General features: G+C 42.4%; 28 protein-coding genes. 14 read left to right on the forward strand and 14 right to left on the reverse strand.

Annotation, left to right across the window (positions count from 1 at the left end):
• Window positions 1-12: 12 nt before the first annotated feature.
• The 6 genes from yhdP to G6Q48_RS02250 all read left to right on the forward strand — a co-directional run bounded on the left by yhdP (window position 13) and on the right by G6Q48_RS02250 (window position 7,654).
• The gene (yhdP, locus tag G6Q48_RS02225; RefSeq protein ID WP_166264309.1) at window positions 13-3,804 is read left to right on the forward strand and encodes an AsmA2 domain-containing protein YhdP; all 3,792 of its coding nucleotides are present in this window, start codon (window positions 13-15) and stop codon (window positions 3,802-3,804) included.
• A complete protein-coding gene (gene nit1 / locus G6Q48_RS02230) occupies window positions 3,804-4,655 on the forward strand; it encodes a deaminated glutathione amidase (protein WP_166264311.1) in 852 nt (283 codons plus the stop codon). Before yhdP ends, nit1 begins: the two co-directional genes overlap by 1 nt.
• 5 nt (window positions 4,656-4,660) lie before the next feature.
• On the forward strand, window positions 4,661-6,106 hold the full coding sequence (gene tldD, locus G6Q48_RS02235; RefSeq protein ID WP_102137943.1) for a metalloprotease TldD: 1,446 nt from the start codon (window positions 4,661-4,663) through the stop codon (window positions 6,104-6,106).
• Between the two features lie 111 nt (window positions 6,107-6,217).
• Window positions 6,218-6,706, forward strand: coding sequence for a ribonuclease domain-containing protein (locus tag G6Q48_RS02240; RefSeq protein ID WP_102137942.1), 489 nt, complete (start codon window positions 6,218-6,220; stop codon window positions 6,704-6,706).
• A 12-nt stretch (window positions 6,707-6,718) separates the two neighbouring features.
• Entirely contained in the window at window positions 6,719-7,006 is a 288-nt protein-coding gene (locus G6Q48_RS02245) for a barstar family protein (RefSeq protein ID WP_102137941.1), read from the forward strand.
• 60 nt (window positions 7,007-7,066) lie between these two features.
• Window positions 7,067-7,654: an RBBP9/YdeN family alpha/beta hydrolase gene (locus G6Q48_RS02250; protein WP_166264313.1), complete on the forward strand. Its 588-nt coding sequence runs from the start codon at window positions 7,067-7,069 to the stop codon at window positions 7,652-7,654.
• Here the strand turns inward: G6Q48_RS02250 and G6Q48_RS02255 are convergent.
• From G6Q48_RS02255 to yjgA, 3 genes are all read right to left on the reverse strand, one after another.
• Window positions 7,651-7,980 carry a low molecular weight protein tyrosine phosphatase family protein gene (locus tag G6Q48_RS02255; protein ID WP_102137939.1) on the reverse strand — a complete coding sequence of 110 codons (330 nt, stop codon included), beginning with the start codon at window positions 7,978-7,980 and terminating at the stop codon, window positions 7,651-7,653. The genes G6Q48_RS02250 and G6Q48_RS02255 overlap by 4 nt on opposite strands.
• Entirely contained in the window at window positions 7,977-8,210 is a 234-nt protein-coding gene (locus G6Q48_RS22730) for a hypothetical protein (protein WP_102137938.1), read from the reverse strand. Before G6Q48_RS22730 ends, G6Q48_RS02255 begins: the two co-directional genes overlap by 4 nt.
• A gap of 173 nt (window positions 8,211-8,383) precedes the next feature.
• On the reverse strand, window positions 8,384-8,929 hold the full coding sequence (gene yjgA, locus G6Q48_RS02265; RefSeq protein ID WP_004258329.1) for a ribosome biogenesis factor YjgA: 546 nt from the start codon (window positions 8,927-8,929) through the stop codon (window positions 8,384-8,386).
• A 185-nt stretch (window positions 8,930-9,114) separates the two neighbouring features.
• On the opposite strand from yjgA, the gene pmbA reads away from it, so the two are divergent.
• Complete coding sequence (gene pmbA, locus G6Q48_RS02270) at window positions 9,115-10,455, forward strand: metalloprotease PmbA (RefSeq protein WP_102137937.1); 1,341 nt, start codon at window positions 9,115-9,117, stop codon at window positions 10,453-10,455.
• A 133-nt stretch (window positions 10,456-10,588) separates the two neighbouring features.
• On the opposite strand, the gene rnk is transcribed toward pmbA, so the two are convergent.
• From rnk to kdsD, 11 genes are all read right to left on the reverse strand, one after another.
• Window positions 10,589-10,999, reverse strand: a complete 411-nt coding sequence (gene rnk, locus G6Q48_RS02275) for a nucleoside diphosphate kinase regulator (protein WP_102137936.1) — start codon at window positions 10,997-10,999, stop codon at window positions 10,589-10,591.
• A 188-nt stretch (window positions 11,000-11,187) separates the two neighbouring features.
• Window positions 11,188-11,460: a PTS phosphocarrier protein NPr gene (npr, locus tag G6Q48_RS02280; RefSeq protein WP_102137935.1), complete on the reverse strand. Its 273-nt coding sequence runs from the start codon at window positions 11,458-11,460 to the stop codon at window positions 11,188-11,190.
• Window positions 11,461-11,465: 5 nt separating this feature from the next.
• Entirely contained in the window at window positions 11,466-12,317 is an 852-nt protein-coding gene (gene rapZ, locus G6Q48_RS02285; protein WP_004258318.1) for an RNase adapter RapZ, read from the reverse strand.
• A gap of 119 nt (window positions 12,318-12,436) precedes the next feature.
• Window positions 12,437-12,904, reverse strand: a complete 468-nt coding sequence (ptsN, locus tag G6Q48_RS02290) for a PTS IIA-like nitrogen regulatory protein PtsN (RefSeq protein ID WP_102137934.1) — start codon at window positions 12,902-12,904, stop codon at window positions 12,437-12,439.
• 93 nt (window positions 12,905-12,997) lie between these two features.
• A complete protein-coding gene (gene hpf, locus G6Q48_RS02295; protein ID WP_102137933.1) occupies window positions 12,998-13,285 on the reverse strand; it encodes a ribosome hibernation promoting factor in 288 nt (95 codons plus the stop codon).
• A 22-nt stretch (window positions 13,286-13,307) separates the two neighbouring features.
• The gene (rpoN, locus tag G6Q48_RS02300; RefSeq protein WP_166264315.1) at window positions 13,308-14,753 is read right to left on the reverse strand and encodes an RNA polymerase factor sigma-54; all 1,446 of its coding nucleotides are present in this window, start codon (window positions 14,751-14,753) and stop codon (window positions 13,308-13,310) included.
• 41 nt (window positions 14,754-14,794) lie between these two features.
• The gene (lptB, locus tag G6Q48_RS02305) at window positions 14,795-15,520 is read right to left on the reverse strand and encodes an LPS export ABC transporter ATP-binding protein (RefSeq protein WP_166264317.1); all 726 of its coding nucleotides are present in this window, start codon (window positions 15,518-15,520) and stop codon (window positions 14,795-14,797) included.
• A gap of 5 nt (window positions 15,521-15,525) precedes the next feature.
• Window positions 15,526-16,086 carry a lipopolysaccharide ABC transporter substrate-binding protein LptA gene (lptA, locus tag G6Q48_RS02310; protein ID WP_102137930.1) on the reverse strand — a complete coding sequence of 187 codons (561 nt, stop codon included), beginning with the start codon at window positions 16,084-16,086 and terminating at the stop codon, window positions 15,526-15,528.
• Window position 16,087: 1 nt separating this feature from the next.
• Window positions 16,088-16,663, reverse strand: a complete 576-nt coding sequence (gene lptC, locus G6Q48_RS02315; RefSeq protein WP_102137929.1) for an LPS export ABC transporter periplasmic protein LptC — start codon at window positions 16,661-16,663, stop codon at window positions 16,088-16,090.
• Window positions 16,664-16,679: 16 nt separating this feature from the next.
• Window positions 16,680-17,240, reverse strand: coding sequence for a 3-deoxy-manno-octulosonate-8-phosphatase KdsC (kdsC, locus tag G6Q48_RS02320; protein WP_102137928.1), 561 nt, complete (start codon window positions 17,238-17,240; stop codon window positions 16,680-16,682).
• Window positions 17,241-17,254: 14 nt separating this feature from the next.
• Window positions 17,255-18,223 (reverse strand): arabinose-5-phosphate isomerase KdsD, encoded by a 969-nt coding sequence (gene kdsD / locus G6Q48_RS02325; RefSeq protein WP_166264319.1) that lies wholly within the window; start codon window positions 18,221-18,223, stop codon window positions 17,255-17,257.
• A gap of 477 nt (window positions 18,224-18,700) precedes the next feature.
• Between kdsD and mlaF the strand changes: the two genes are divergently transcribed.
• The 7 genes from mlaF to murA all read left to right on the forward strand — a co-directional run bounded on the left by mlaF (window position 18,701) and on the right by murA (window position 23,548).
• Window positions 18,701-19,504, forward strand: a complete 804-nt coding sequence (gene mlaF / locus G6Q48_RS02330; RefSeq protein WP_102137926.1) for a phospholipid ABC transporter ATP-binding protein MlaF — start codon at window positions 18,701-18,703, stop codon at window positions 19,502-19,504.
• 5 nt (window positions 19,505-19,509) lie between these two features.
• Window positions 19,510-20,292 (forward strand): lipid asymmetry maintenance ABC transporter permease subunit MlaE, encoded by a 783-nt coding sequence (gene mlaE / locus G6Q48_RS02335; RefSeq protein WP_102137925.1) that lies wholly within the window; start codon window positions 19,510-19,512, stop codon window positions 20,290-20,292.
• A 3-nt stretch (window positions 20,293-20,295) separates the two neighbouring features.
• Window positions 20,296-20,799: an outer membrane lipid asymmetry maintenance protein MlaD gene (mlaD, locus tag G6Q48_RS02340; protein WP_102137924.1), complete on the forward strand. Its 504-nt coding sequence runs from the start codon at window positions 20,296-20,298 to the stop codon at window positions 20,797-20,799.
• A 35-nt stretch (window positions 20,800-20,834) separates the two neighbouring features.
• Window positions 20,835-21,464, forward strand: a complete 630-nt coding sequence (gene mlaC, locus G6Q48_RS02345; protein ID WP_102137923.1) for a phospholipid-binding protein MlaC — start codon at window positions 20,835-20,837, stop codon at window positions 21,462-21,464.
• Between the two features lies 1 nt (window position 21,465).
• Entirely contained in the window at window positions 21,466-21,756 is a 291-nt protein-coding gene (mlaB, locus tag G6Q48_RS02350; protein WP_102137922.1) for a lipid asymmetry maintenance protein MlaB, read from the forward strand.
• Between the two features lie 222 nt (window positions 21,757-21,978).
• On the forward strand, window positions 21,979-22,233 hold the full coding sequence (gene ibaG, locus G6Q48_RS02355; protein WP_004258269.1) for a BolA family iron metabolism protein IbaG: 255 nt from the start codon (window positions 21,979-21,981) through the stop codon (window positions 22,231-22,233).
• Between the two features lie 52 nt (window positions 22,234-22,285).
• Window positions 22,286-23,548 (forward strand): UDP-N-acetylglucosamine 1-carboxyvinyltransferase, encoded by a 1,263-nt coding sequence (gene murA / locus G6Q48_RS02360; RefSeq protein ID WP_102137921.1) that lies wholly within the window; start codon window positions 22,286-22,288, stop codon window positions 23,546-23,548.
• The last annotated feature ends 25 nt before the right edge of the window (window positions 23,549-23,573 follow it).

A 23,573-nucleotide genomic window follows, 5' to 3' on the forward strand; every position in this document is an offset into this window, starting at 1 on the left:
AAGGAGATATGAGTGAGACGACTGCCACGTGTAGCACTGGTGACGACTGCGGTTATATTATTGCTGTGCGCATTAGTGTTGTCAGGGCTGCGTTTTCTTCTGCCAAATATCGATAATTATCGGCAAGACTTGGTCGATTACGTTGAAAAAAAGACCGATATGTCCGTGCAGCTTGGTAAAATCGAAGGGGCTTGGCAATCTTTTGGTCCTGCACTGACGTTATCTGATGTGGTTTTACAGAATCAAGCCATCGATGTCACAGCGAATACTATTAGAGTTGAATTAGATATCTGGAGCTCGTTATTTTCTCTACGCTGGCGTTTTCGTGACTTAACCTTTTACCAATTAAATGTGGATTATAAAATTCCTTTTAGCTTTGGAGACTCGTCGGAAGGCGGCTCTTTAGATGGGATTGAAGATCTATTTTTAAGGCAATTCGACCATTTCGTATTAAAAGAAAGCCAATTAACCTTTCTCACACCTTCTGAACAAAAAACAACGCTGATTTTACCTGAGCTTTCATGGCTTAATGACAATGAACGGCATCGTGCTCAAGGTTTTGTAAGCCTTGAAACCATTAATAAGCAGCATGGTTATCTGCAAGTAAAGCTTGATGTGTTAGATAAAAATGGCGTGTTAAGTGATGGGGTTTTTTATTTGCAAGCGGATAATATTGACATGCAGCCATGGCTTAGCCGCTGGCTGCGTGATAATACCTCATTGCGGGATGCCAATTTTAGTTTGTCTTCTTGGGTAACCCTGAAAAATAACCGGATTGATAGTGGCCTTATTCAACTACGGCAAGGTGAAGCTAACTGGGGAACGGGCGAATTAGCGCAAAACTTGCAAGTCAATGATTTGCTTTTGCGAATGAAAAGGCAGGGGAATGGGTGGTTATTTAACATTCCTGAGCTTGATACTTTGAAAACCAATGAGTTTATCTGGCCGCAAGGGAGCGTCTCTGTCTTGTATTTGCCTGCCAGCAAGAAATATCAGGATAATGACCATTGGCGCATCCGTGCAAAAGATATTGAACTTGAACGTTTAAGCGAAGTTTTACCCACATTTTCCTTTTTAACCCCTGAAATGGTACAGGATTGGCAACACCGCCAACCAACGGGTGTGGTGAGTGAATTTGCGCTTGATATCACGCCAAATCTGCCTGAAAACGTACAATTTAACATGGACTGGCAAAATGTTAGCTGGAAAAAATGGAAAGAATTACCTTCGGTTAACCATTTTTCGGGGGCTTTAATTGGTGGAATGCAAAGTGGTGGTGCCACAGTTCGCTTACAAGATAGTGAAGTGGATTATCGTGATGAATTTAAAGCCCCTTTTTTGATAAAAACGGCAACAGGTCAATTCCATTGGGTCAATAATGACAGTGAATTTAAATTGTGGAGCCCATCATTAGATGTACAAGCTCAGTCTCTTTGGGCAAATGGTGAGTTTCGTTACGCAAAAGCGAAAAAAGGAAATTATGCGGATCTCGCGATCCTCGCAGGAATTCGTTTAGATGATGCGGGGGATGCATGGCGTTATTTCCCCCAAAAATTAATGGGCCAAGATGTGGCAGATTACCTGACGAAAGCGATTATCGCAGGTAGTGTAGATAACGCGACTTTAGTCTATAAAGGTGATCCTGCTCATTTTCCTTATGATGACAATGATGGGCAATTCCAAGTTTACGTCCCTCTGCGTGATGCCACATTTGAATATGACAGCGAATGGCCTGCGTTATTGAACTTGGATATGGATTTAGACTTCAGGCGTGCAGGGCTATATATGCATGCACCAACTGTGAAATTGGCGGATGCCACCGCAACCAATCTTGATGCCAATATCCCGGATTACACTAAAGAAATGTTGTATATCAATGCGGATATCAGTGGGACAGGAAAACAAATCCAACAATATTTTGTGCATACCCCGATGAACCACTCAATTGGCGATACGCTTGAAGAGTTACAAATTGGGGGAACAGTTAATGGGCAGTTGGGATTATCTATTCCACTGGTAGCGGGTAAGGACGTTGTTGCCAAAGGGAAGGTCAATCTCAATAAAAATGATTTATACATTCAGCCGATTGATAGCACTATTTCCGCTTTAACGGGCAGTTTTGAGTTTAACAATGGCGATTTACGCGGTGAAAACCTGCGGGGCCATTGGTTTGAACAGCCGATAACTGTCGACTTCACCACCACAGACCAAGCAAAAAATTATTTAGTGGATGTGAATATTAACGGAAACTGGGCAGTGAATAAATTGGCAATGTTGCCTACTGAAATTAAGCAAAAAGTGTCAGGAACCACTGACTGGAAAAGCCAAGTCGCCATTACCATTCCAAATACGGCAAAAGAGCCAGTAGGTTTACAAATAGACGTCACCGCAGGGCTAAAACAACTGAAAAGCCAGCTACCCGCTATTGATAGCGCTCTATTAGCCGAGCTTGGGCAAATCAATGTTCAGGCGAAAGGAACGACAGAGCAGTTGGTGGTTGGTGGTGATATTGGTAAGCGCATTGGTTTTAATACTCAATGGGGGCTGAGTGATAAGCCTTTAAGCTTATTAAAAGCCCATGTTGCCCAATGGCGTAATGGCATTCCTGAATTACCTAAAAGCTCGACTTTTGTCGTTAATTTGCCAGCTATTACCGATATGAACTGGGAGAAATTAGCAGGGCTGCTAGTGTCTTCCCATAGCCGAGAAGGCGGTATGAATATTCGCTTACCTGACATGCTCGAGGTCAATATTCCATCTATTTATCTCGTAGGGCAGCAATGGAATGCAGTCAACTTTTCCTATGATCTACAACGGGCTGAGCAACTGGTTCATATCAATAGTGAAAACCTGAAAGGTTCGTTACAAATATTTGCTTCACAGCCTTGGCAGGTTGCCATTGATTATTTGTATTACAATCCCAGTGCTTCTACGAGCGCCCAAATTAATGACCTTGCCACAACCCAATTTGATTTTAGCCAATGGCCGCAATTACAGTTGCACTGTAAAGAGTGTTGGGTTGCTGGGCAGAAACTGGGGGAGATTAGCGCGAATATCCAACCTAAAGGGTCATTATTGCAATTGACGGGCGGTACGCTAGATAACAGTGTCACGAAATTAAAGCTAGATGCTATTTGGGACAGCAAAAAAGGCAACAAAACACAAGTTGCAGGCTCATTAACGGGTGATGCTTTCGACGAAACAGCGGCCTATTTTGGTATATTAGTTCCTATTATCCAATCACCTTATACTATTGAATTTGATTTAGATTGGGACGATTTGCCTTGGTCACCCGATATTGCCTCTTTAAATGGTAAAATGTCTGTGAAATTGGGTAAAGGTGCGATTGCCCAAATGGGCGGTGGCCGGGCAGGGCAAATATTGCGTCTAGTCAGCTTTGACGCCTTGTTACGTAAACTACGATTTGATTTTAGCGACACGTTTAGTAATGACTTCGATTTTGACTCGATTAAAGGTGATGCGACGATTAAAAATGGTGTGTTGGTTTCGAAAAATACCTATGTTGATGGTTTAGTTGCAGACATTTCATTTGATGGTCAAATTGACCTTGTTAAACGCCAAATTAACGTTGAAGCCGTCATCACACCAGAAATATCTGCTACAGTAGGAGTAGCAACCGCGTTTGTGGTAAATCCATTTGCTGGGGCTGCGGTATTTGCAGCAACGAAAGTGCTCGGTCCATTATGGAGTAAAGTTTCTGTTATTCGTTACCGAGTAACAGGTAGCTTGGACGAGCCAAAAATTGATGAGGTATTACGTCAACTTAAGGAGACTCAAGAGTAATGAAAAATGGCAACGTTGCACTTTTGCAGTTATGTAGCGGAAATAATACTAAACACAATTTGGCGCAAATAGAACAACAAATCAAACAGTTACCCGAAACTGTTGAGTTAGTACTGACACCTGAAAACGCACTGTTATTTGCGGATGCAGCAACGTATCGCAAACAAGCGGAAGAGCAAGGAAAAGGCCCTTTGCAAAATGCGATCAGCGAAATGGCCAAACGTTATCATGTTTGGATTTTAATTGGCTCAATGCCAATGGTTAGCCGTGAAGATCCTGAGCGTATTACAAGTAGTAGCTTATTATTTGATTCAGAAGGAAATATTAAAGCACGCTACGACAAAATTCACATGTTTGATGTCAATATCGAAGACGAGCAAGGCACTTATAACGAGTCTGTAATTTATCAACGCGGTGAACATATTACCGTCGTTGATACACCCGTTGGTCGCCTTGGCATGACAATTTGTTATGATTTACGTTTTCCTGGTTTATTCCAAGCATTACGTGAGCAAGGCGCAGAAATTATCTCTGTACCCGCTGCATTTACCCGTTATACCGGCCAAGCACATTGGGAGCCATTATTACGCGCTCGTGCGATAGAAAACCAATGCTATATTTTAGCGCCTGCTCAAGTCGGTGTGCATGGTACCCGTCGCACATGGGGGCACAGCCTTGCAGTTGATGGGTGGGGTAAAGTGATGAAAAAGAACGTCGATGCAGTCGCTTCTACGGTACTGAATATTAAAACAGACAGCTTAAGTGTCATGCGTGAGCAAATTAAAGTGGTAAAACACAACCGCTTTAGACCGCAATTGACATCATTGATTAAAAAAGAAACCAAAGAGTAACGAATATGAGTTTAGCTTCTGTCAGCGAACATTTGCTGGCCGCCAACCGCCTTGGGCAAGAAAATCTGTATGACATTTTAGGTTTGTTATCTGAGCGCCATCTGGATTATGCGGATCTGTTCTTTCAATCGAGCTTCCATGAATCGTGGGTGCTTGAAGATAGGATCATCAAAGATGGCTCTTACAATATCGACCAAGGTGTTGGTGTGAGAGCTGTCAGTGGTGAAAAAACCGGGTTTGCATACGCAGACCAAATTTCGCTACATGCGCTGACACAAAGTGCGACTGCTGCACGCAGTATTGTGAATGAGCAAGGTTCTGGTAAATCACAAATTCTAACTAACGTTGAATATAAAAAACTGTATTCAATGGCAGACCCACTGCAAAGCTTATCGCGGGAACAAAAAATTGATTTACTGCATCGTGTTGACCAAATTGCTCGCGCAGAAGACCCGCGTGTCATTGAGGTCAATGCCAGTTTAACCGGTGTTTATGAGCAAGTGTTAGTCGCTGCAACAGACGGCACCTTAGCGGCAGATATTCGCCCATTAGTGCGTTTATCGGTCAGCGTGCTGGTGGAACATGACGGCAAGCGCGAACGCGGTGCGAGTGGCGGCGGTGGCCGTTATGGCTACGAGTATTTCTTGGAAATTCATCAAGGGCAAGTGGTTGCTGAGCAATATGCACGTGAAGCGGTGCGTATGGCGCTGGTGAACTTGTCTGCAATTGCCGCTCCTGCTGGAATGATGCCAGTTGTGCTGGGCGCTGGTTGGCCGGGGGTTCTATTACATGAAGCGGTGGGCCATGGCTTAGAAGGTGACTTTAACCGTCGCGGCACCTCTGTTTTTTCAGGTCAAATAGGTGAACAAGTGGCATCACCACTGTGCACTGTGGTGGATGATGGCACGATAGCAGGCCGTCGAGGCTCCCTTGCCATTGATGACGAAGGGGTACCCGGGCAGTATAACGTCCTAATAGAAAATGGTATTTTACGTAATTATATTCAAGATAAACTGAATGCACGCCTGATGGGAGTTGCTCCAACAGGTAATGCACGCCGTGAATCTTATGCACACTTACCTATGCCGCGTATGACCAATACTTACATGTTAGCAGGGGCATCAACGCCAGAAGAAATCATCGCAAGTGTGGATAAAGGCATATATGCACCAAACTTTGGTGGTGGTCAGGTAGATATCACCTCAGGTAAATTTGTATTTTCGACATCAGAAGCTTACCTGATTGAAAAGGGTAAGATTACTTCTCCTGTGAAAGGGGCAACGTTAATCGGCTCTGGTGTTGAAGCTATGCAGCAGATTTCAATGGTCGGTAATGACCTAGCGCTAGATAAAGGCGTTGGTGTTTGTGGTAAAGAAGGCCAAAGTGTGCCTGTTGGTGTGGGGCAGCCTACATTAAAACTGGACAAACTGACCGTTGGTGGTACCGCTTAATTTTCACGGTTATGATATAAATTAGGCTTTGCTCGCCCTTGTGACAAACTCTTGGAGATGTTGTGACTAGGGCGTTTGTGTGTCTGCAAAGCACAAAACAACTGAGGTGTTATGAATAAACGTATTTTACCCGTCGTGTTGATGGCTATTTTGATTGTGATTAGCCTGTATTTTAATGGTGGAGATAAAACCCCATCTGAGCCACCGGTTAATCAAAGTAATCCACCTTCTCGTGAAGCGATAACGCCAAAAGAAACAGCACAACCGATTGATAAACTAACCGCACAAGATAATGTCGTTAGTTTTATGGAAAAATATCAAAAACTTCCCGCTTTTTATATGACAAAGAAGCAAGCCCGTGAAGCTGGATGGGATGCGAAAAAAGGCAATCTTTGCGATGTATTACCAGGAAGAGCGATTGGCGGCGACCGTTTTTCTAACCGTGAGAAAGGGTTACCCATTGCACAAGGGCGCCAGTGGTTTGAAGCTGACATTAATTATCGCTGTGGCCATCGTGGGGCAGACCGTTTGCTATACTCATCTGATGGGATGATTTTTGTGACGCATGACCATTATAAGAGCTTTACACAAGTCAACTAAAGGAAAATCGTGATGAGCAAACAGGTGAGCTTTGATTTCAGGCAGATAAACTCATTGAATGATTTTTATGACCAATTTGCTCGGCAATTTTCTCTTCCTGACTGGTTTGGTCGTAATCTTGATGCCCTGTGGGACATGGTTTCCGCAGGCATTGAGTTACCTGTAACTATCACGTTTTCACACATGACTGCGGAACAACGTATCCAATTCGCAGATGTTATTGATGTGATGAATGACGCACAAGATATGTGGGAAGAAGAGTTCATTTTTGCTTTAGATATAACAAAAAGCTCTAACTAATATTCCTATCACTCATGGTAAAGTCTAAATAAGATAACTGAGCTGATAGGGGTCTTTAGGATGAATAACGTTACCTGTACTGCATTTCCGCTAAAAGAAAAAAAATTCCTGATTGTTCACGGCTATACCGCATCCCCTGAAAAAAACTGGTTTCCATGGTTGAAATCAGAGCTCGAAGCTTTAGGCGCTTTTGTTAACGTGCCTACCATGCCTGACTCATTAGCCCCCAACCCTGAAAGATGGCAGCAGCGCTTACAACACTTGCCTTTTGATATTGATGAAAATACGGTTTTGATTGGCCATAGCTTAGGTTGTGTTACCGTATTACGATTTCTTCAAAATGCAGGGCAGCCGGTAGCGGGTTATGTATTGGTATCAGGGTTTGATGAAGAACAACCTACATTGCCTGAATTACAGCACCACACAAGCGAACCATTGAATTATGATGAACTCATACAAGTGGCAAATAATCGAATATCGATTATATCAACCAATGATGAAATTGTGTCACCAGAGTCTTCGAAAGCATTGGCTAATGCCTTAAAAACACAGGTTATTATTGAAGGCTCAGCCGGTCATTTTCTTGATAGAGAAGGCTATACTGAGTTCAGAACACTACTTGATACGATCAAAACGCATTTTAGCTAGTTATGGTTGGTAAGAATACTCGGCACACTGGTTTTGAGTATTTCAATCAACTCTGGGTCCATATAGGGGTAATCATCAGGAATATCCAGAACATGAAGCGGTTTGTATTCCAAAAGGCGGGGGAAATCTGCTCTTAAGCGGTTTTTATGTTTTTGCTCCATCACAAAAATTACATCTGCCCAGCGGATTAAATCCGCATTAACAGGGCGCCTCGCATTGCGGCTCGTTCCCGCTGAACGGGTGACCCAACTTTCATGGTTGCGCCAGATCTGTTCAGCGGTTGGACTACGCCATTGGTTTTTACTGCAAATGAATAAAATATTCACGAGTTATTGTGTGTCTCTTCAAGGCTAATACGGGCAAGCTGTATATTACTCACTTGCGGGTATGCCATACCTAATTGGGCTGCACGGATCATTTTTTCGCTTCGACCGTACATCTGTTTCCAGTTTTTTTCAGGTGTATAGCAGTCAACTAGGCGTGAATTTAGTTGATCGCGGGATTTATTGATCCGAGCTTTGGCTCTGCGCCATGCTCTATTTCGGGTATTATCCATATCTTCCTCATTATTTATCGGGGTTCAGCAGCCGCGATAATACGGGTCAGAGTATGACTAACAATGGCATGATAGGTTGTTTCGGCAGCGCTATCAACACGCTGTTAGGTTTTTCAGATTATTGCTTAATTTACAAAGAAAAATCCCCTAGCCGCAGCATAGGGGATAATTCATTAAGCCATTTCAGAGAGATCTTTCAAGTATTGAAAGATTTGTCGATAGGCTTTTGGTGGTTTGTTACCTTCACGCTCTTTTTTCGCATTACGGACTAATGCACGCAGTTGTTGCCTGTCTGTTTGTGGGAACAGGGCAACCACGTCTTCAATGACTTCATCACCGCCATCTAATAAACGGGTACGTAAGTCTTCCAGTTTATGTAAAATGACCACTTGCTGGTTGTGACGGTTTTTAAGCTTATCCAGAGCCTCTGTAATTGGCTCAACTTCACGTGAACGTAATAATTTACCGATCAGTTGCAATTGGCGACGACGGCCTTCACGTTTGATTTTTTGGGCAAGTTCAATGGCTTCAAGTAATTGAGTATCTAACGGGATGCGCTCTAACTCACTTTTACTTAAATCTACGAGCTCAGCCCCTAACTTTTTGAGGATCTCAGCATCGCGTTTAATTTCGCTTTTACTGACCCAAATGATTTCCTCGTCTTCTTCGTCTTGCGGCGCTGGGATATCATCCAGCCAGTCATCAGGCTGTTTGGCCATATCGATTTTCCTTTTTACCGAACACAGTGGTTTAATTACGCGTAATTAATATGATTTACTGTGTTGTGAGTGTTAACATTCATCTATTATATATTGTAACTGGGAAAACCCCTCTATGACTACCTAGCATTTGCTTGTTAGGGCAGAAAATCACGTTTCCCCCACATTATTGATTGGACTAAAGCATGAGTGTAACTGAACAAGTCACCGAACAACGCAAAAAACTCGAAGAAGCCGTCGCACACGCATTAGAATTTGCCAAAACACGTTGTGATGCCGCGGAAGTCGCAGTAAACAAAAGCACAGGGATTAGTGTGAGTACCCGCCAAGGGGAAGTCGAAAATGTTGAGTTTAACAGTGATGGCGCGCTAGGGATCACTGTTTATCATCAACAACGTAAAGGCAGTGCGTCTTCTACAGACTTAAGCCCTGAAGCCATTGAACGGACTGTTCAGGCGGCAATTGATATTGCTAACTACACCTCAGAAGACCCGTGTGCAGGGCCAGCAGACAAATCTTTGCTGGCTTTTGAAGCACCAGACCTCAACCTGTTCCAAGCGAGTGAGCTTTCTCCTGAAGAAGCGATCCGCTTAGCGTCGATTGCGGAAATGTCAGCATTAAATGCAGACTCACGCATTGTAAACACGGAAGGTGGAAGTTTTAACGGCCACTATGGGGTTCGCGTATTTGGTAACTCCCATGGCATGTTGCAAAGTTACTGTTCTAGCCGTTATTCAATGTCGAGCTGTGTGATTGCTGAGCAAAATGGTGAAATGGAGCGTGATTACGCTTATACGATTGGCCGTAGCTTAGGGGCATTACAGTCGCCTGAGTGGGTTGGGCAGGAGTGTGCCCGCCGTACTTTATCTCGTTTATCGCCACGTAAATTACCGACAATGAAAGCCCCTGTTATTTTTGCAGCAGAAGTGGCAACCGGTCTATTTGGTCATTTAGTCGGCGCCATTAGTGGTAGCAGTATTTATCGTAAATCCTCTTTTTTATTGGATAGCTTAGGAAAGCAAATTTTACCAAGCTGGCTAACTATCAATGAGCAACCTCATTTAATGGGTGGGTTGGCGTCATCTCCTTTTGATAGCGAAGGTGTTCGTACCTGTGAACGCAATATTGTTGAAAATGGTGTTTTGCAAACGTGGTTGATGACCAGCTATTCCGCAAGAAAGTTAGGTCTGCAAAGTACGGGTCACGCGGGTGGCATCCATAACTGGCGTATTGCAGGGCAAGGCCTTTCTTTCGATGCATTGCTGAAACAAATGGGAACAGGGCTAATTGTTACTGAATTAATGGGCCAAGGGGTTAGTGGTATTACGGGGGATTACTCTCGTGGGGCTTCAGGTTTTTGGGTCGAAAACGGTGAAATTCAATACCCTGTGAGTGAAATTACCATTGCTGGGAACCTAAAAGATATGTGGGCGAATATGGTCACTATCGCTGATGATATTGAAACTCGTAGCAATATTCAGTGTGGTTCGGTATTGATCCCTGAAATGAGTATTGCGGGAGAATAGTTTTCTACTTTGCTCATTTTAAAGCAACAAAAAAGGCACTCAATTGAGTGCCTGAATATGTTAGAGGACTTACCAGAGTTTTTTAAATAAAACTTTTTTCGCTAAGCCTTCCTTAATTCAGCCGTTGTCGAGATTAACGGTGAAACTCACCAGCCGCTTCTGGCTGATAAACAATTTCAAGTACGCGAACACGTGTTTGAACGCCGTTTGGCAGTTCCCAGCTGATTTCATCGTTGACATGCAAGCCTAATAAGGCCGCACCAATCGGTGCCATAACAGACAGCTGCTCTGCGCTATCTTTCAGTGACGCCGGGTAAACTAAGGTACGTGTGCGCTCTTCGTTGCTGATTAAATCCAAAAAGCGAACGGTACTGTTCATCGTGACCACATCAGCAGGCATTTCTTGTGGGGTCAGAATATCCGCACGGTCAAGTTCATCATTGAGCGCATCGGCAACCGGTGTGCCCGCATAAGCCGGCTGTTCCATAAGTGCATCTAAACGTTCAGCATCTAAATCATTGATAATAATTGTTGGCTTTGTCATACCACACTCCAATAGAGACATACAAAGCAAACACCCCCCACCCATAAGGTAGGGGGTGTCGCTAGAAATAAGTTTGTTTAAAATATTAGGCGCTATACGCTTTAAAGGGAAGAGATCATGATCACGATCTCTAAGCCTACCTTTGTAAAAAATACAGATTGATATTTTTATCGTTAGGTTTGAATTGACTACTCTTCGTCAAACCCACTTTCGAACAGGTTAATAATTGCGGATAATGCCTGATTTTCATCTGGGCCGCTAACCTCAATATCAATATTACTGCCTTGTTCTGAGTCTAACATCAACATCGCAATAACGCTATCGGCCTCAGCCTCAATTTGATTATTATTACGCAAAATAACTCTTGAGTTAAATTGTTTAACTAAATCATAGAGTAACATAGCAGGCCTTGCATGCATTCCAAGCCGATTTTTGAGCGTTATTGTGGCTTTTACGGTCATTGCTGTTACTTGCGTTTTTCCAACGTTCTGTGGCGTGACTGCACATTTTTACCACGAGAGCGGAAATAGTCGGCAAGTTGTTCAGCGACATACACTGAACGGTGCTTACCCCCGGTACAGCCAATTGCGACAGTCAAGTAGCTACGGTTATTGGTTTCTAACATCGGTAACCATAATTCTAAATAGCTACGGGTTTGGTAAATGAAGTTATGGACTTCAGTATGCCTATCTAAGAATGCAGCCACGGGTCTATCAAGGCCTGTCATTGGACGCAATTTCGGATCCCAGTGCGGATTGGGCAAAAAGCGCACATCGAATACATAATCTGCATCAATAGGAATACCATGTTTGAAGCCAAAAGATTCAAACACCATTGTCAGTTCACGCTCACGTTTGCCCATCAAACGTGTTCTTAGCATCTCAGCTAATTCATGAACGGACATTTCAGAAGTATCGATAACTAAATCAGCCCGAGAGCGTAAAGGCTCAAGTAGCTCATTTTCTTCATCTATTGCGCTTTCAAGTGAAAGATTTTTACTTGAAAGCGGGTGTAGTCGACGAGTATCACTGTAACGGCGAATAAGCGTGTTACGATCGGCATCTAGAAACAATAATTGAGGAGAGAAGGTTGAAGGTAATTTATCAATCGCTTCTTCGAAAATCTCTGGATTGTCGGGCATATTACGCACGTCGATGCTTACCGCTGCTGAAATATTACGATCAGCCAGTGAATTCGCTAACTCCGGTAGTAATACAACCGGTAGGTTATCTACGCAATAGAAACCCATATCTTCCAGCGCACGTAAGGCAACGGATTTCCCCGAACCGGAACGGCCGCTGACTATCATCAGCACCATGAGCTTGCTCCCTTTTGTTTCCTAATAATGTGCTTCTTGAAAAGCAGTATTTGCCAAATAATATTACTTAGAAACCATAACAATATCATTTGCATATGGCAAGATACATAATTTATCACTTACTCTGTAATTATGCGGTATAGCTCTTCATCACTTTGTGCACTGCGTAGGCGTTTACAGAGCGTTTTATCGGCTAATTTTTTGGCGATAAGCGACAATGTATGCAAGTGCGTTTTACATTGGTCTGATGGCACAAGTAACGCGAACAACAAGTCAACAGGCTGATTATCAATTGCATCAAACGCAATCGGCTCCTCTAAATGCAAAAAGACACCGACAGCACGGCTACTTTCACCTTCGTTCAGCTTTCCATGAGGAATGGCAATACCACCACCAATACCTGTTGTGCCAACTTTTTCTCTGGTTAATAACGCTTCAAATACCGTATTTTCAGGTAATTCCAATTCAACGGCAGCCAGCTCACTAATAATTTCTAAAGCTCTTTTTTTACTGGTGCACACAATATTATTACGTGTACAGGCTGATGATAAAACAACGTTTAACTGGATTTCTATATCACTATTCATTTTATTGTTCACTTAGGACTACAAAACCAGATGGTGTATCCCACCATCTGGTTTGAAACATTATCCGGCTCATTAATAAGCCGTATCAATGTATTAATGTTGTCTCAGTTTTTCTTTATGTTTGGTTAATTGGCGCGACAGTTTGTCTACGAGTATATCTATAGCGGCGTACATATCGTTTTCTTCCGCTGATGCGTGGAGATCCGCTCCATTGACTTGCACGGTTGCTTCCGCAATTTGCTGAACTTTTTCAACTTTCAAGACAACTTGGATATTATTAATACGATCAAATAATTGTTCCAATTTTTTGAGTTTTTTCTCAACAGTCTCGCGCAATGCAGGAGTAACTTCAATATTGTGTCCAGTAATCTGAAATTCCATACAATCTTCCTTATTTTATCAATTAAACCAGTTGTTTACGCTGGTTAGAGGGCGGAATGGATAACGATTCTCGATACTTAGCAACAGTTCTGCGAGCGACTTGAATGCCTTGTTCAGCCAGCATACTCGTCAATTTACTGTCACTCAATGGTTTTGCTGGGTTTTCAGCAGCAACCAGTTTTTTCACCAATGCTCGAATTGCGGTTGAGGAGGCTTCGCCACCTGTGTCCGTATTAACATGGCTGGAGAAAAAATATTTCAACTCAAAAATGCCTCGTGGGCTATGGAGAAACTTTTGAGTTGTCACTCGTGAGATAGTTGATTCATGCATGTCCACTTGATAGGCGATATCGGCCAGTATCATTGGCTTCATGTACTCCTCTCCCAGCTCAAAGAATTCTTGTTGCTGTTCTACAATACAAGTCGCGACTTTTAATAGTGTCTCGTGGCGGCTCTCAAGGCTTTTAATCAACCATTTTGCATCTTGCAGATGACTACGAATATATTGGGAGTCATCTTCACTCGCTGAATTATTCAGCATCGAAGCATAATGGTTATTAATGCTTAGCTTAGGGATGCTATCTGTATTTAACTCAACTTGCCAGTGCCCTGCGATTTTTTTCACTAAAACATCAGGAATGACGTATTCCGATTCCCCGGTATTGATAGATTGGCCAGGTTTTGGATTCAACGTTAAAATCAGGTCTATCGCGGTTTTGAGCGCATCTTCTTTTAAGCGAGTTAATTTACCTAACTGGCGAAAATCACGGTTAGCCAGTAAATCAATATGGTTACTAATAATGAGCTTCGCATCTTGTAGCCCATCAGTTTCTTTAGGGTAGAGTGACAATTGAATTAATAAACACTCTTTTAAGTCTTGTGCTGCGACACCCAGTGGGTCGAAATGCTGAATACGTTTAAGGACAGCAATGACTTCCTCAATACTAATCTCTGGGTTATCAATCCCTTCATGTATATCAGAAACTGCTGTTGTCAGGTAACCGGAATCATCTATTGAATCAATAATAGCGGTGGCTATTGCCCTGTCCGTATCAGTAAAAGGGGTCAGCTCAGCTTGCCACGTCAGGTAATCTTGCAATGTTTGCGTTGTTTCACCTTGGTAAACAGGGAGTTCATCAAAATTATAATCATTACTGGTCCCTGACGGTGTTCCTGCCGTATATATTTCATCCCAATTAGTATCTAAAGGGAGTTCATCTGGCATATCATGGTTTTCGAGCGCGTCTTTAGTATCGAGCTCACTGGTATCGGCATTTTCATTTAGGGAGTCAATAGATTCAGACTCGGAATTTAACTCTTCTTGTTCAAGAAGTGGGTTGGTTTCCAAGGCGAGTTGAATTTCTTGCTGAAGCTCAAGTGTAGACAGCTGCAACAAGCGAATGGCTTGCTGCAATTGAGGGGTCATTGCAAGTTGTTGACTGACTCTAAGCTGCAAGCTTTGCTTCATGAATCTGTTTTACTCTCCCTAAAAAATAACGATACGCTAATTTATAACCGGAAACCTTCACCCAAGTATACACGTTTCACTTGTTCGTTCTCTAAGATCATGGTTGGTGACCCATGAGCAATTAAGTGTCCTTGGCTGACAATATAGGCTCTTTCACATACATCTAAGGTTTCACGCACGTTATGGTCGGTGATTAATACACCGAGGCCGTAATCCCTTAAGTGCTGAATGATTTTTTTGATATCTAAGACGGAAATAGGGTCAACACCCGCAAAAGGTTCGTCTAATAAAATAAATTTTGGGTTAGCTGCAAGTGCTCGAGCAATTTCAACACGGCGGCGTTCCCCACCGGATAGCGATTGCCCCATGCTGTCCCGAAGATGGGTAATACTAAATTCTTCCATCAGCTCTTCAGCACGCTCTTTACGTTGCTGAGAATTCAAATCTTCGCGAATTTCTAACACAGCCATTAGGTTATCATAAACACTGAGGCGACGGAAAATGGAGGCTTCTTGAGGAAGATAGCCAATTCCACGGCGTGCACGTTCATGCAACGGTAGAAGGCTGATATCTTCACCATCAATCATAATTTTGCCAGCATCCCGCTGAACAATACCCACAACCATATAAAAGGTCGTTGTTTTACCGGCCCCGTTTGGTCCCAACAAGCCAACGATTTCACCTGATTTAACTTCCAGGCTGACATCTTCAACGACTTTACGTTTTTTATAGGCTTTAGCTAGATTCTCAGCGGTTAGTGTCGCCATAACAGTTATTTACTCTTACTTTCTGATGAATTTTTATTCGCTGCAGGGCCTTTTTCTTGCAATTGGGCTGGCAGTATTACGGTAGTGACGCGTTTGCCTTTATCACTAAATGCTTCCATTTGTTGCGTTGGCACGATATAGGTAATTTTGTCACCCTGAATATTGCTGTCTAATTGCTCAAGATAGGCATTGCCTGTTAATGTGACGAGTTGTTTATCAACCTCATAACGGGCTTTACTGGCATGGCCTTTAATTGGCTTGCCATCATCCTGCAACTGGTAAAAGGTAACTGGGGTCCCGAAGGCCTCAATCACAATTTTATCTGAGTCACTACTTGGGCGTGTAACAACCACTTTATTGGCTCTGATATCAATAGAGCCTTGTTTAATAACAACATCATCTGTAAAAGTGGTGACGTTTTTTTCTAAATCAAGAGATTGTTTGACCGAATTAATCGTCATTGGCTGCTGCGTATCACTTTTTAATGCCATCGCAGGTAGGCTAAGAGCCAAAATTGCACTGGCAACAGCTCCTTGAATAAAACGTTTCTTAGTTACTTGATTCATTTTAATGCTCTTCTGGTTGTAACACATAATGAGTTTTTACATCTTCGATTAATTCAGCCGTTCTTGTACGAAGGTTTCCCTTCATTTTCATACCAGTAGAATTGAGACCTTGTCCAACAATGGTCACTTTATCATCAGATGAAACGTCTTGTGTTGTCAAATTGACAACTGCACTCTCAGTTGTAATTCGTTGGATCTGCGAGTCTTTAGTTAAGCTATCAACTTGAACATCGCTATATAAATAGAGAATTCTATCGTTCGTTAACCTTGCTTTGAAAGCCTTAACTGTCCAGGTAGGCTCACCGGCTTCGTTATAAGTGGTTAGAACAGGTTTCGAAAACCACGTGATTTTTCCTTCAGTGTAGTTATCTATTTTATCTGAAACGAGTTTATACGCTAAATTACCCGTTGGATTATAGACAAAAGTCACTGAATCATCAGTTTGATAATTAGGTTGCCCATCATTAATTACTTTATCCTCTGCGCTGTCGGAATCATTACCCGCTAAATTCCAACCGATAAGTCCTAATACCACTAAGGATAAAATAATAATTAACCACTTCTTCGCATTGCTCATGAATTCAATCTATTCGTTATATTGATAAACCTTTTGCTTCTTCTAGTTTGTCTTGAGAAAGCAAAATAAGGTCACAAAGTTCGCGGACTGCACCTTTTCCCCCGCCAATACGAGTCACGTAATCCGCTTTCGGTAATAGCAAAGGGTGGGCATCAGCGACGGCGACGGATAAGCCTACTTTAGCCATAACAGGCCAGTCAATCAGGTCGTCCCCAATATAAGCTATTTCTTCATCTGATAATTGTAGTGTATCTAACAGTTCGTGATACGCCAAAAGCTTATCGCTTTGGCCTTGGTAAAGATATGTAATGCCTAATGTTTGGGCTCTATCTTCAAGAAGCTTCGCTTTTCTTCCTGTAATGATGGCGACTTCAATACCGGACGTTAATAAGCAACGTATCCCATAGCCGTCACGGACATTAAAGGCCTTGAGTTCTTCGCCATTATTTCCCATATAGACCAAGCCATCGGACATGACACCATCAACATCGCAGATCAGTAATTTGATTTTTTCTGCTTTGATTAAAACAGTATCGGCAACAGGGCCATAGCAGGTTTCCAAAAAGGTAGACGTCATGGTATTTCCTTCTGTTATACAACACCTGCTTGTAGCAGATCGTGCATATGTAGCACACCAACTAATTTGTTATCATTTGCGACTAATAACGAAGTCACGTGTCGAGACTGCATTAAATTGAGCGCTTCAACCGCTAACATGGTTGGCGATACCCGAATTCCACCCGGGGTCATTAAATCAGCAATTTTAGCGTTATTCAGGTCGATACCCATATCAAAAATACGGCGTAAATCCCCATCAGTGAAAATACCTTCAATATTCATGTCATCATCACAAATGACTGTCATACCCAGTTTTTTGCGGGTAATTTCCACTAAAGCCTCACGTAAAGACGCGCTTTTAGGAATATGGGGGATATCATCACCCGTATTCATTAAATCACGAACGAGGAGTAAAAGTTTGCGCCCAAGTGCGCCACCCGGATGCGAAAGCGCAAAATCATTAGCCGTGAAACCGCGCGCAGTTAATAAGGCAATCGCTAATGCATCTCCCATCACGAGTGTTGCTGTTGTACTCGTGGTAGGTGCAAGCCCTAAAGGGCAGGCTTCTTGAGGCACTTTGATGCACAAATGCACATCTGCATATTTTCCCATATTACTTTCAGGGTTGTTAGTCATACAGATTAAAGGCACTTTAATTCTTTTTAAAACAGGGAGTAAAGCTAAAATTTCCCCTGACTCCCCAGAATTTGAAATGGCTAACACAACATCTTTATGCGTAATCATCCCAAGGTCGCCGTGGCTAGCTTCTCCTGGATGAACAAAAAATGACGGCGTACCTGTGCTCGCTAGTGTGGCAGCAATTTTACGCCCAATATGCCCCGATTTCCCCATTCCCATTACGACGACTTTGCCTTCACAGTTAAAAATAAGCTGGCAAGCGCGGTCAAAATCAGTATTGATATATTGTTCTAGGTTTTTTAAACCTTCATGTTCGATATGGAGAACTTCTTTACCTACTTTCTGAAAATCGAAGTTTGACATTTCTAGTTCCATGCGTAGCTTTTAAGTTAATCGGATTAGCGAAATCAAATTGTATAACGAATACTTGGTATCAGTAAGTATTTTGTCAGTTAAGCACTTTTTAATGTTAGTTTTAGACTTAATAAGTATTTTTTGGCACTTCGATGTAGAATTTAATACGTATAAGATGGTTTTATTAGCATCTTGAACCAAAAAAAGATAGGCAAATTCGCGTATCCTCAGTTAGGTAAATCATAGCATTCTAAGAGCTATCTGCTGTTAATAGCGAAAGCTTTTGCTGACTATAAAGAAATTATATTGTTTTTTCTCTGTTTCCTTTAGGTAAAAACAAAGTTGTAATACTAAAAGTCATATTTTCGACGCTATAATACTATAAATTCTATTTTGTTGTGATATTTGACGATTTTCAGTTTATCTTTCGGTAACATCTGAACGGATAAAAATATTTACGCGTGGTGTATAACGAGTTATTTAACAATGCAAGCACAGACAGACAACTTAATTGAAGTACGGAACATGTCATTTACTCGAGGAAATCGGAAAATATTTGAAAATATTAATCTGACCGTTCCTCGTGGGAAAATTACGGCAATTATGGGGCCGTCAGGGATCGGTAAAACCACATTACTGCGCTTGATTGGTGGGCAATTACGGCCAAATGAAGGTGAAATTTGGTTTGATGGTGACAATATTCCTGCACTGTCACGCTCAAAACTGTATCAGTCTCGTAAAAAGATGAGCATGCTGTTTCAGTCGGGGGCGTTATTCACAGACATGGATGTATTCAATAATGTGGCTTTCCCGTTGCGTGAGCACACTAACCTGCCTGAATCGCTGATCCATACTACAGTGATGATGAAATTAGAGGCGGTTGGCTTGCGAGGAGCCGCAAAATTAATGCCATCTGAGTTATCGGGAGGTATGGCTAGGCGGGCAGCTTTAGCGCGTGCTATCGCTCTAGATCCTGATTTAATCATGTTTGATGAGCCTTTTGTTGGTCAAGATCCGATTACTATGGGTGTTTTGGTTAAATTGATTGATGAGCTTAATCAAGCATTGGGTGTCACCTGTGTCGTGGTTTCCCATGATGTTCCAGAGGTATTGAGCATTGCAGATAATGCTTATATTGTTGCGCAGCAGCATGTCATTGCTCAGGGAACGGGTGAAGAATTGCGTGAAAACCAAGACCCTCGTGTGCGACAATTCCTTGATGGTATTGCGGATGGGCCTGTTCCATTTCGTTTTCCCGCCAATGATTATCTAGCTGATTTATTAGGGTAAATAAAATGATAATAAAGGCGATTGCAGCCTTCGGACGCCGATGGATTGACATATTTTCCGCGTTTGGTCGAGCAGGCTACATGCTGTTTCGCGCCTTACTTGGCAAACCAGAGTTTCGTAAACAATGGCCATTATTGATGAAGCAATTGTACGCCATTGGTGTGCAGTCATTGCTGATCGTTGCCGTCTCAGGGTTATTTATTGGGATGGTTTTAGGGTTACAAGGTTATTTGGTTCTCACGACGTTTAGTGCTGAAGCTAGCTTAGGTATGATGGTGGCGCTTTCACTATTGCGTGAACTAGGCCCTGTTGTGACTGCCTTGTTGTTTGCCGGACGAGCGGGTTCAGCGTTAACAGCTGAAATTGGCTTAATGAAAGCGACTGAACAGATTTCTAGCCTTGAAATGATGGCAGTTGACCCTCTTAGGCGTGTCATCGCCCCACGTTTTTGGGCTGGTTTTATTAGTATGCCATTGTTATCTCTAATTTTTGTTGCTGTCGGTATTTTAGGTGGTGCATTAGTTGGGGTTGACTGGAAGGGTATTGATGAAGGCTTTTTTTGGGCTTCAATGCAATCTTCCATTGATTGGCGGCTAGATTTAGTCAACTGTGTGATCAAAAGCTTAGTCTTTGCCATCACGGTTACTTGGATCGCATTATTTAATGGCTATGATGCCATCCCAACTTCGGAGGGGATAAGCCAAGCTACAACAAGAACAGTTGTACATGCGTCATTGTCTGTTTTAGGACTGGATTTCGTACTTACCGCACTGATGTTTGGGAACTAAGTCATGCAAAGTAAAAAAAGTGAAATATGGGTTGGTTGTTTTATGTTGCTGGCGATTGCCGCAATTATCTTTTTATGTTTAAAAGTCGCTGATTTAAAATCGATAGGAAGCCAATCCACCTATCAAATATCAGCATCTTTTGAAAATATTGGTGGCTTAAAAGAAGGCTCTCCAATCAAAGTGGGCGGTGTGGTGATTGGTCGAGTTGCCAGTATCACATTAGATAAAAAAAATTATGTTCCTGAAGTGAAAATTGATTTATTGAGTGAATACGACAATATTCCTGATTCGAGCTCACTTTCAATTCGCACATCAGGTTTGTTGGGTGAACAGTATATTGCAATGAATATCGGCCCAGATGATGAAGAATTAGGTATCGCAATCTTAAAAAATGGCGGGCGCCTTGAAGATACGAAGCCAGCTATGGTATTAGAAGACTTAATTGGCCAGTTTTTATATAAAAGTGGTGATAGCCAAGGTGCAGAGCCAGAGTCAACTGCACAGTAATTTGATGCTCCCTTTGAAGAATAAAGGAATGAATTATGTTTAAACGTTTAATGATGGTTGCTATGTTGGCAATTGCGCCATTTGCCATGGCAGTAGACCAAACCAACCCTTATAAATTAATGGATGAAGCGGCGGCGAAAACGTTTAACCGCTTGAAATCAGAGCAACCAAAAATTAAGCAAGACCCCGAGTATCTCAGAACAATTGTTCGTGAGGAACTATTACCTTATGTACAAGTTAAATATGCAGGGGCTTTGGTGCTAGGAACCTATTATAAAGGGGCTACCCCTGCCCAGCGCGAGGCTTACTTCAACGCGTTTGAAGATTACCTTGAGCAAGTTTATGGCCAAGCATTGGCGATGTATCATGGCCAAACGTATCAAATTGCACCAGAGCAACCACTGGGTGATAAAAACATTGTGGCTATCCGTGTGACGATTATTGATACCAACGGTCGTCCTCCCGTACGTTTAGATTTCCAATGGCGAAAAAATAGCAAAACAGGTTATTGGCAAGCTTACGACATGATTGCAGAAGGCGTGAGCATGATTACGACTAAGCAAAATGAATGGGGTGATATTCTACGTAAGCAGGGTGTCGATGGCTTAACAAAACAGTTAGAAATCAGTGCAAAAGCGCCAATTACTTTAGAAGAGAAAAAGTAATATGAGTCAGTTGTTAGCATGGGAACTCAATGAAACAACACTGTATCTCACCGGGACATTAGACCGTGATTCGTTAATGTCGTTTTGGGATAAAAAAAACTCATCGCTGGAACAGGTTGAAAATATAGATGTTTCTGGTCTTAAGCACGTGGACTCAACAGGGTTAGCGATGCTGGTTCGCTTAAAAAGTGAACTCCAAGCTAAAAACCGTTCACTGAATATTATCGGTGTCAGTGATAACTTGAATACATTGATTGAACTATATGGGGTTCAAGCGATTATCCTCAATTAGGTTAAACATCCTAAATTGGGTCAAGTTATGTAAAAATAAGCGCCTCTATGTGCTTTTCGGCACGAGAGGCGTTTTCTTTGGTTTAAGTGTTGAGCCTAATCCTTTAGGATAGGGGATTAAGCTCTGAGTATTCTTATTGGGATGCTTCTGTACGCTATGCATGCAATTTGCACTATTTAGAGTAAAATTATAAATCACAAATAATTAATAAATTGAGTCATTATGGATACCAACGAAATTAAGCAAGTATTGATGGAAAAACTGTCTCTGAATGAGGCTATTGTTACTGGTGATGGTAGCCACTTTCAGGTTATTGCTGTCGGTGACATGTTTGACGGTATGAGCCGTGTTAAGCAACAGCAAGCAATTTATGCGCCTTTAATGGAGTATATTGCGGATAACCGCATCCATGCTCTGTCTATTAAAGCGTATACCCCTGCGCAATGGGAGCGCGATCGTAAACTTAGTGGTCTTTGATTTCAAAGCCTAAGCGAACAGACTGTAAAATTCGACATACGAGAATACTTGAATGGATAAGTTTTTAGTTAAAGGACCAACCCGCTTACAGGGTGAGGTCACTATATCTGGCGCAAAAAATGCGGCATTACCAATCCTGTTCGCTGCTCTATTGGCTGAAAAGCCAGTAGAAATACAGAATGTCCCTCATTTGAGGGACATTGACACAACGATTAAATTATTGAATCAACTAGGTACTAAAGTTAAACGCAATGGCTCAGTTTACGTCGATGCAAGCACTGTAACGACATACTGTGCGCCTTATGACCTCGTTAAAACCATGCGTGCATCCATCTGGGCTTTAGCGCCATTGGTCGCTCGTTTTGGCCACGGTGAAGTTTCTTTACCTGGAGGCTGTGCTATTGGTGCTCGCCCAGTTGATTTACATATTTCTGGTTTAGAGCAATTAGGCGCAAAAATTGTTTTAGAAGATGGTTATGTGAAAGCCACGGTTGATGGTCGCTTGAAAGGTGCTTGCATTGTGATGGATAAAGTCAGTGTGGGCGCGACAGTCTCTATTATGACGGCTGCGACCTTAGCTGAAGGCACCACAATCATCGAAAATGCGGCACGTGAACCTGAAATTGAAGATACAGCCAACTTCTTAAATACTCTTGGCGCAAAAATCACAGGCGCAGGTACTGACCGTATTGTTATAGAAGGTGTTGAACGTTTAGGTGGGGGAGTCTATAAAGTACTGCCTGACCGTATTGAAACGGGAACATTTTTAATTGCTGCAGCGGTTTCACGTGGCAAAGTCATCTGCCGTAATGCACGTCCAGATACACTCGATGCAGTGTTAGCTAAACTACGTGAAGCAGGGGCTAAAATTGAAATCGGTGATGACTGGATTAGCTTAGATATGGAAGGCAAGCGTCCAAAAGCGGTGACATTACGTACAGCACCACACCCTGGGTTCCCAACTGATATGCAAGCACAGTTTAGTTTACTCAATCTTGTTGCTGATGGGGCGGGGATGATCACTGAAACCATTTTTGAAAATCGTTTCATGCATATCCCTGAGCTAATTCGTATGGGGGCTCACGCTGAGATTGAAAGCAATACTGTGTTATGTCACGGTGTTGAAAAATTAACCAGCGCACAGGTAATGGCAACAGATTTACGCGCTTCTGCGAGTTTAGTTATTGCTGGCTGTATTGCTGAAGGGACAACAACAGTTGACCGTATTTATCATATTGACCGTGGTTATGAGCATATCGAAGATAAACTACGTGGCTTAGGTGCTGATATTCAGCGCGTGCATTCAGATGATTAATGCTTTGAAAAGGTGAATGAAGTGT

It is taken from the genome of Providencia sp. M-27 (assembly GCF_011077905.1).
GTDB classification, from domain to species: domain Bacteria; phylum Pseudomonadota; class Gammaproteobacteria; order Enterobacterales; family Enterobacteriaceae; genus Providencia; species Providencia huaxiensis.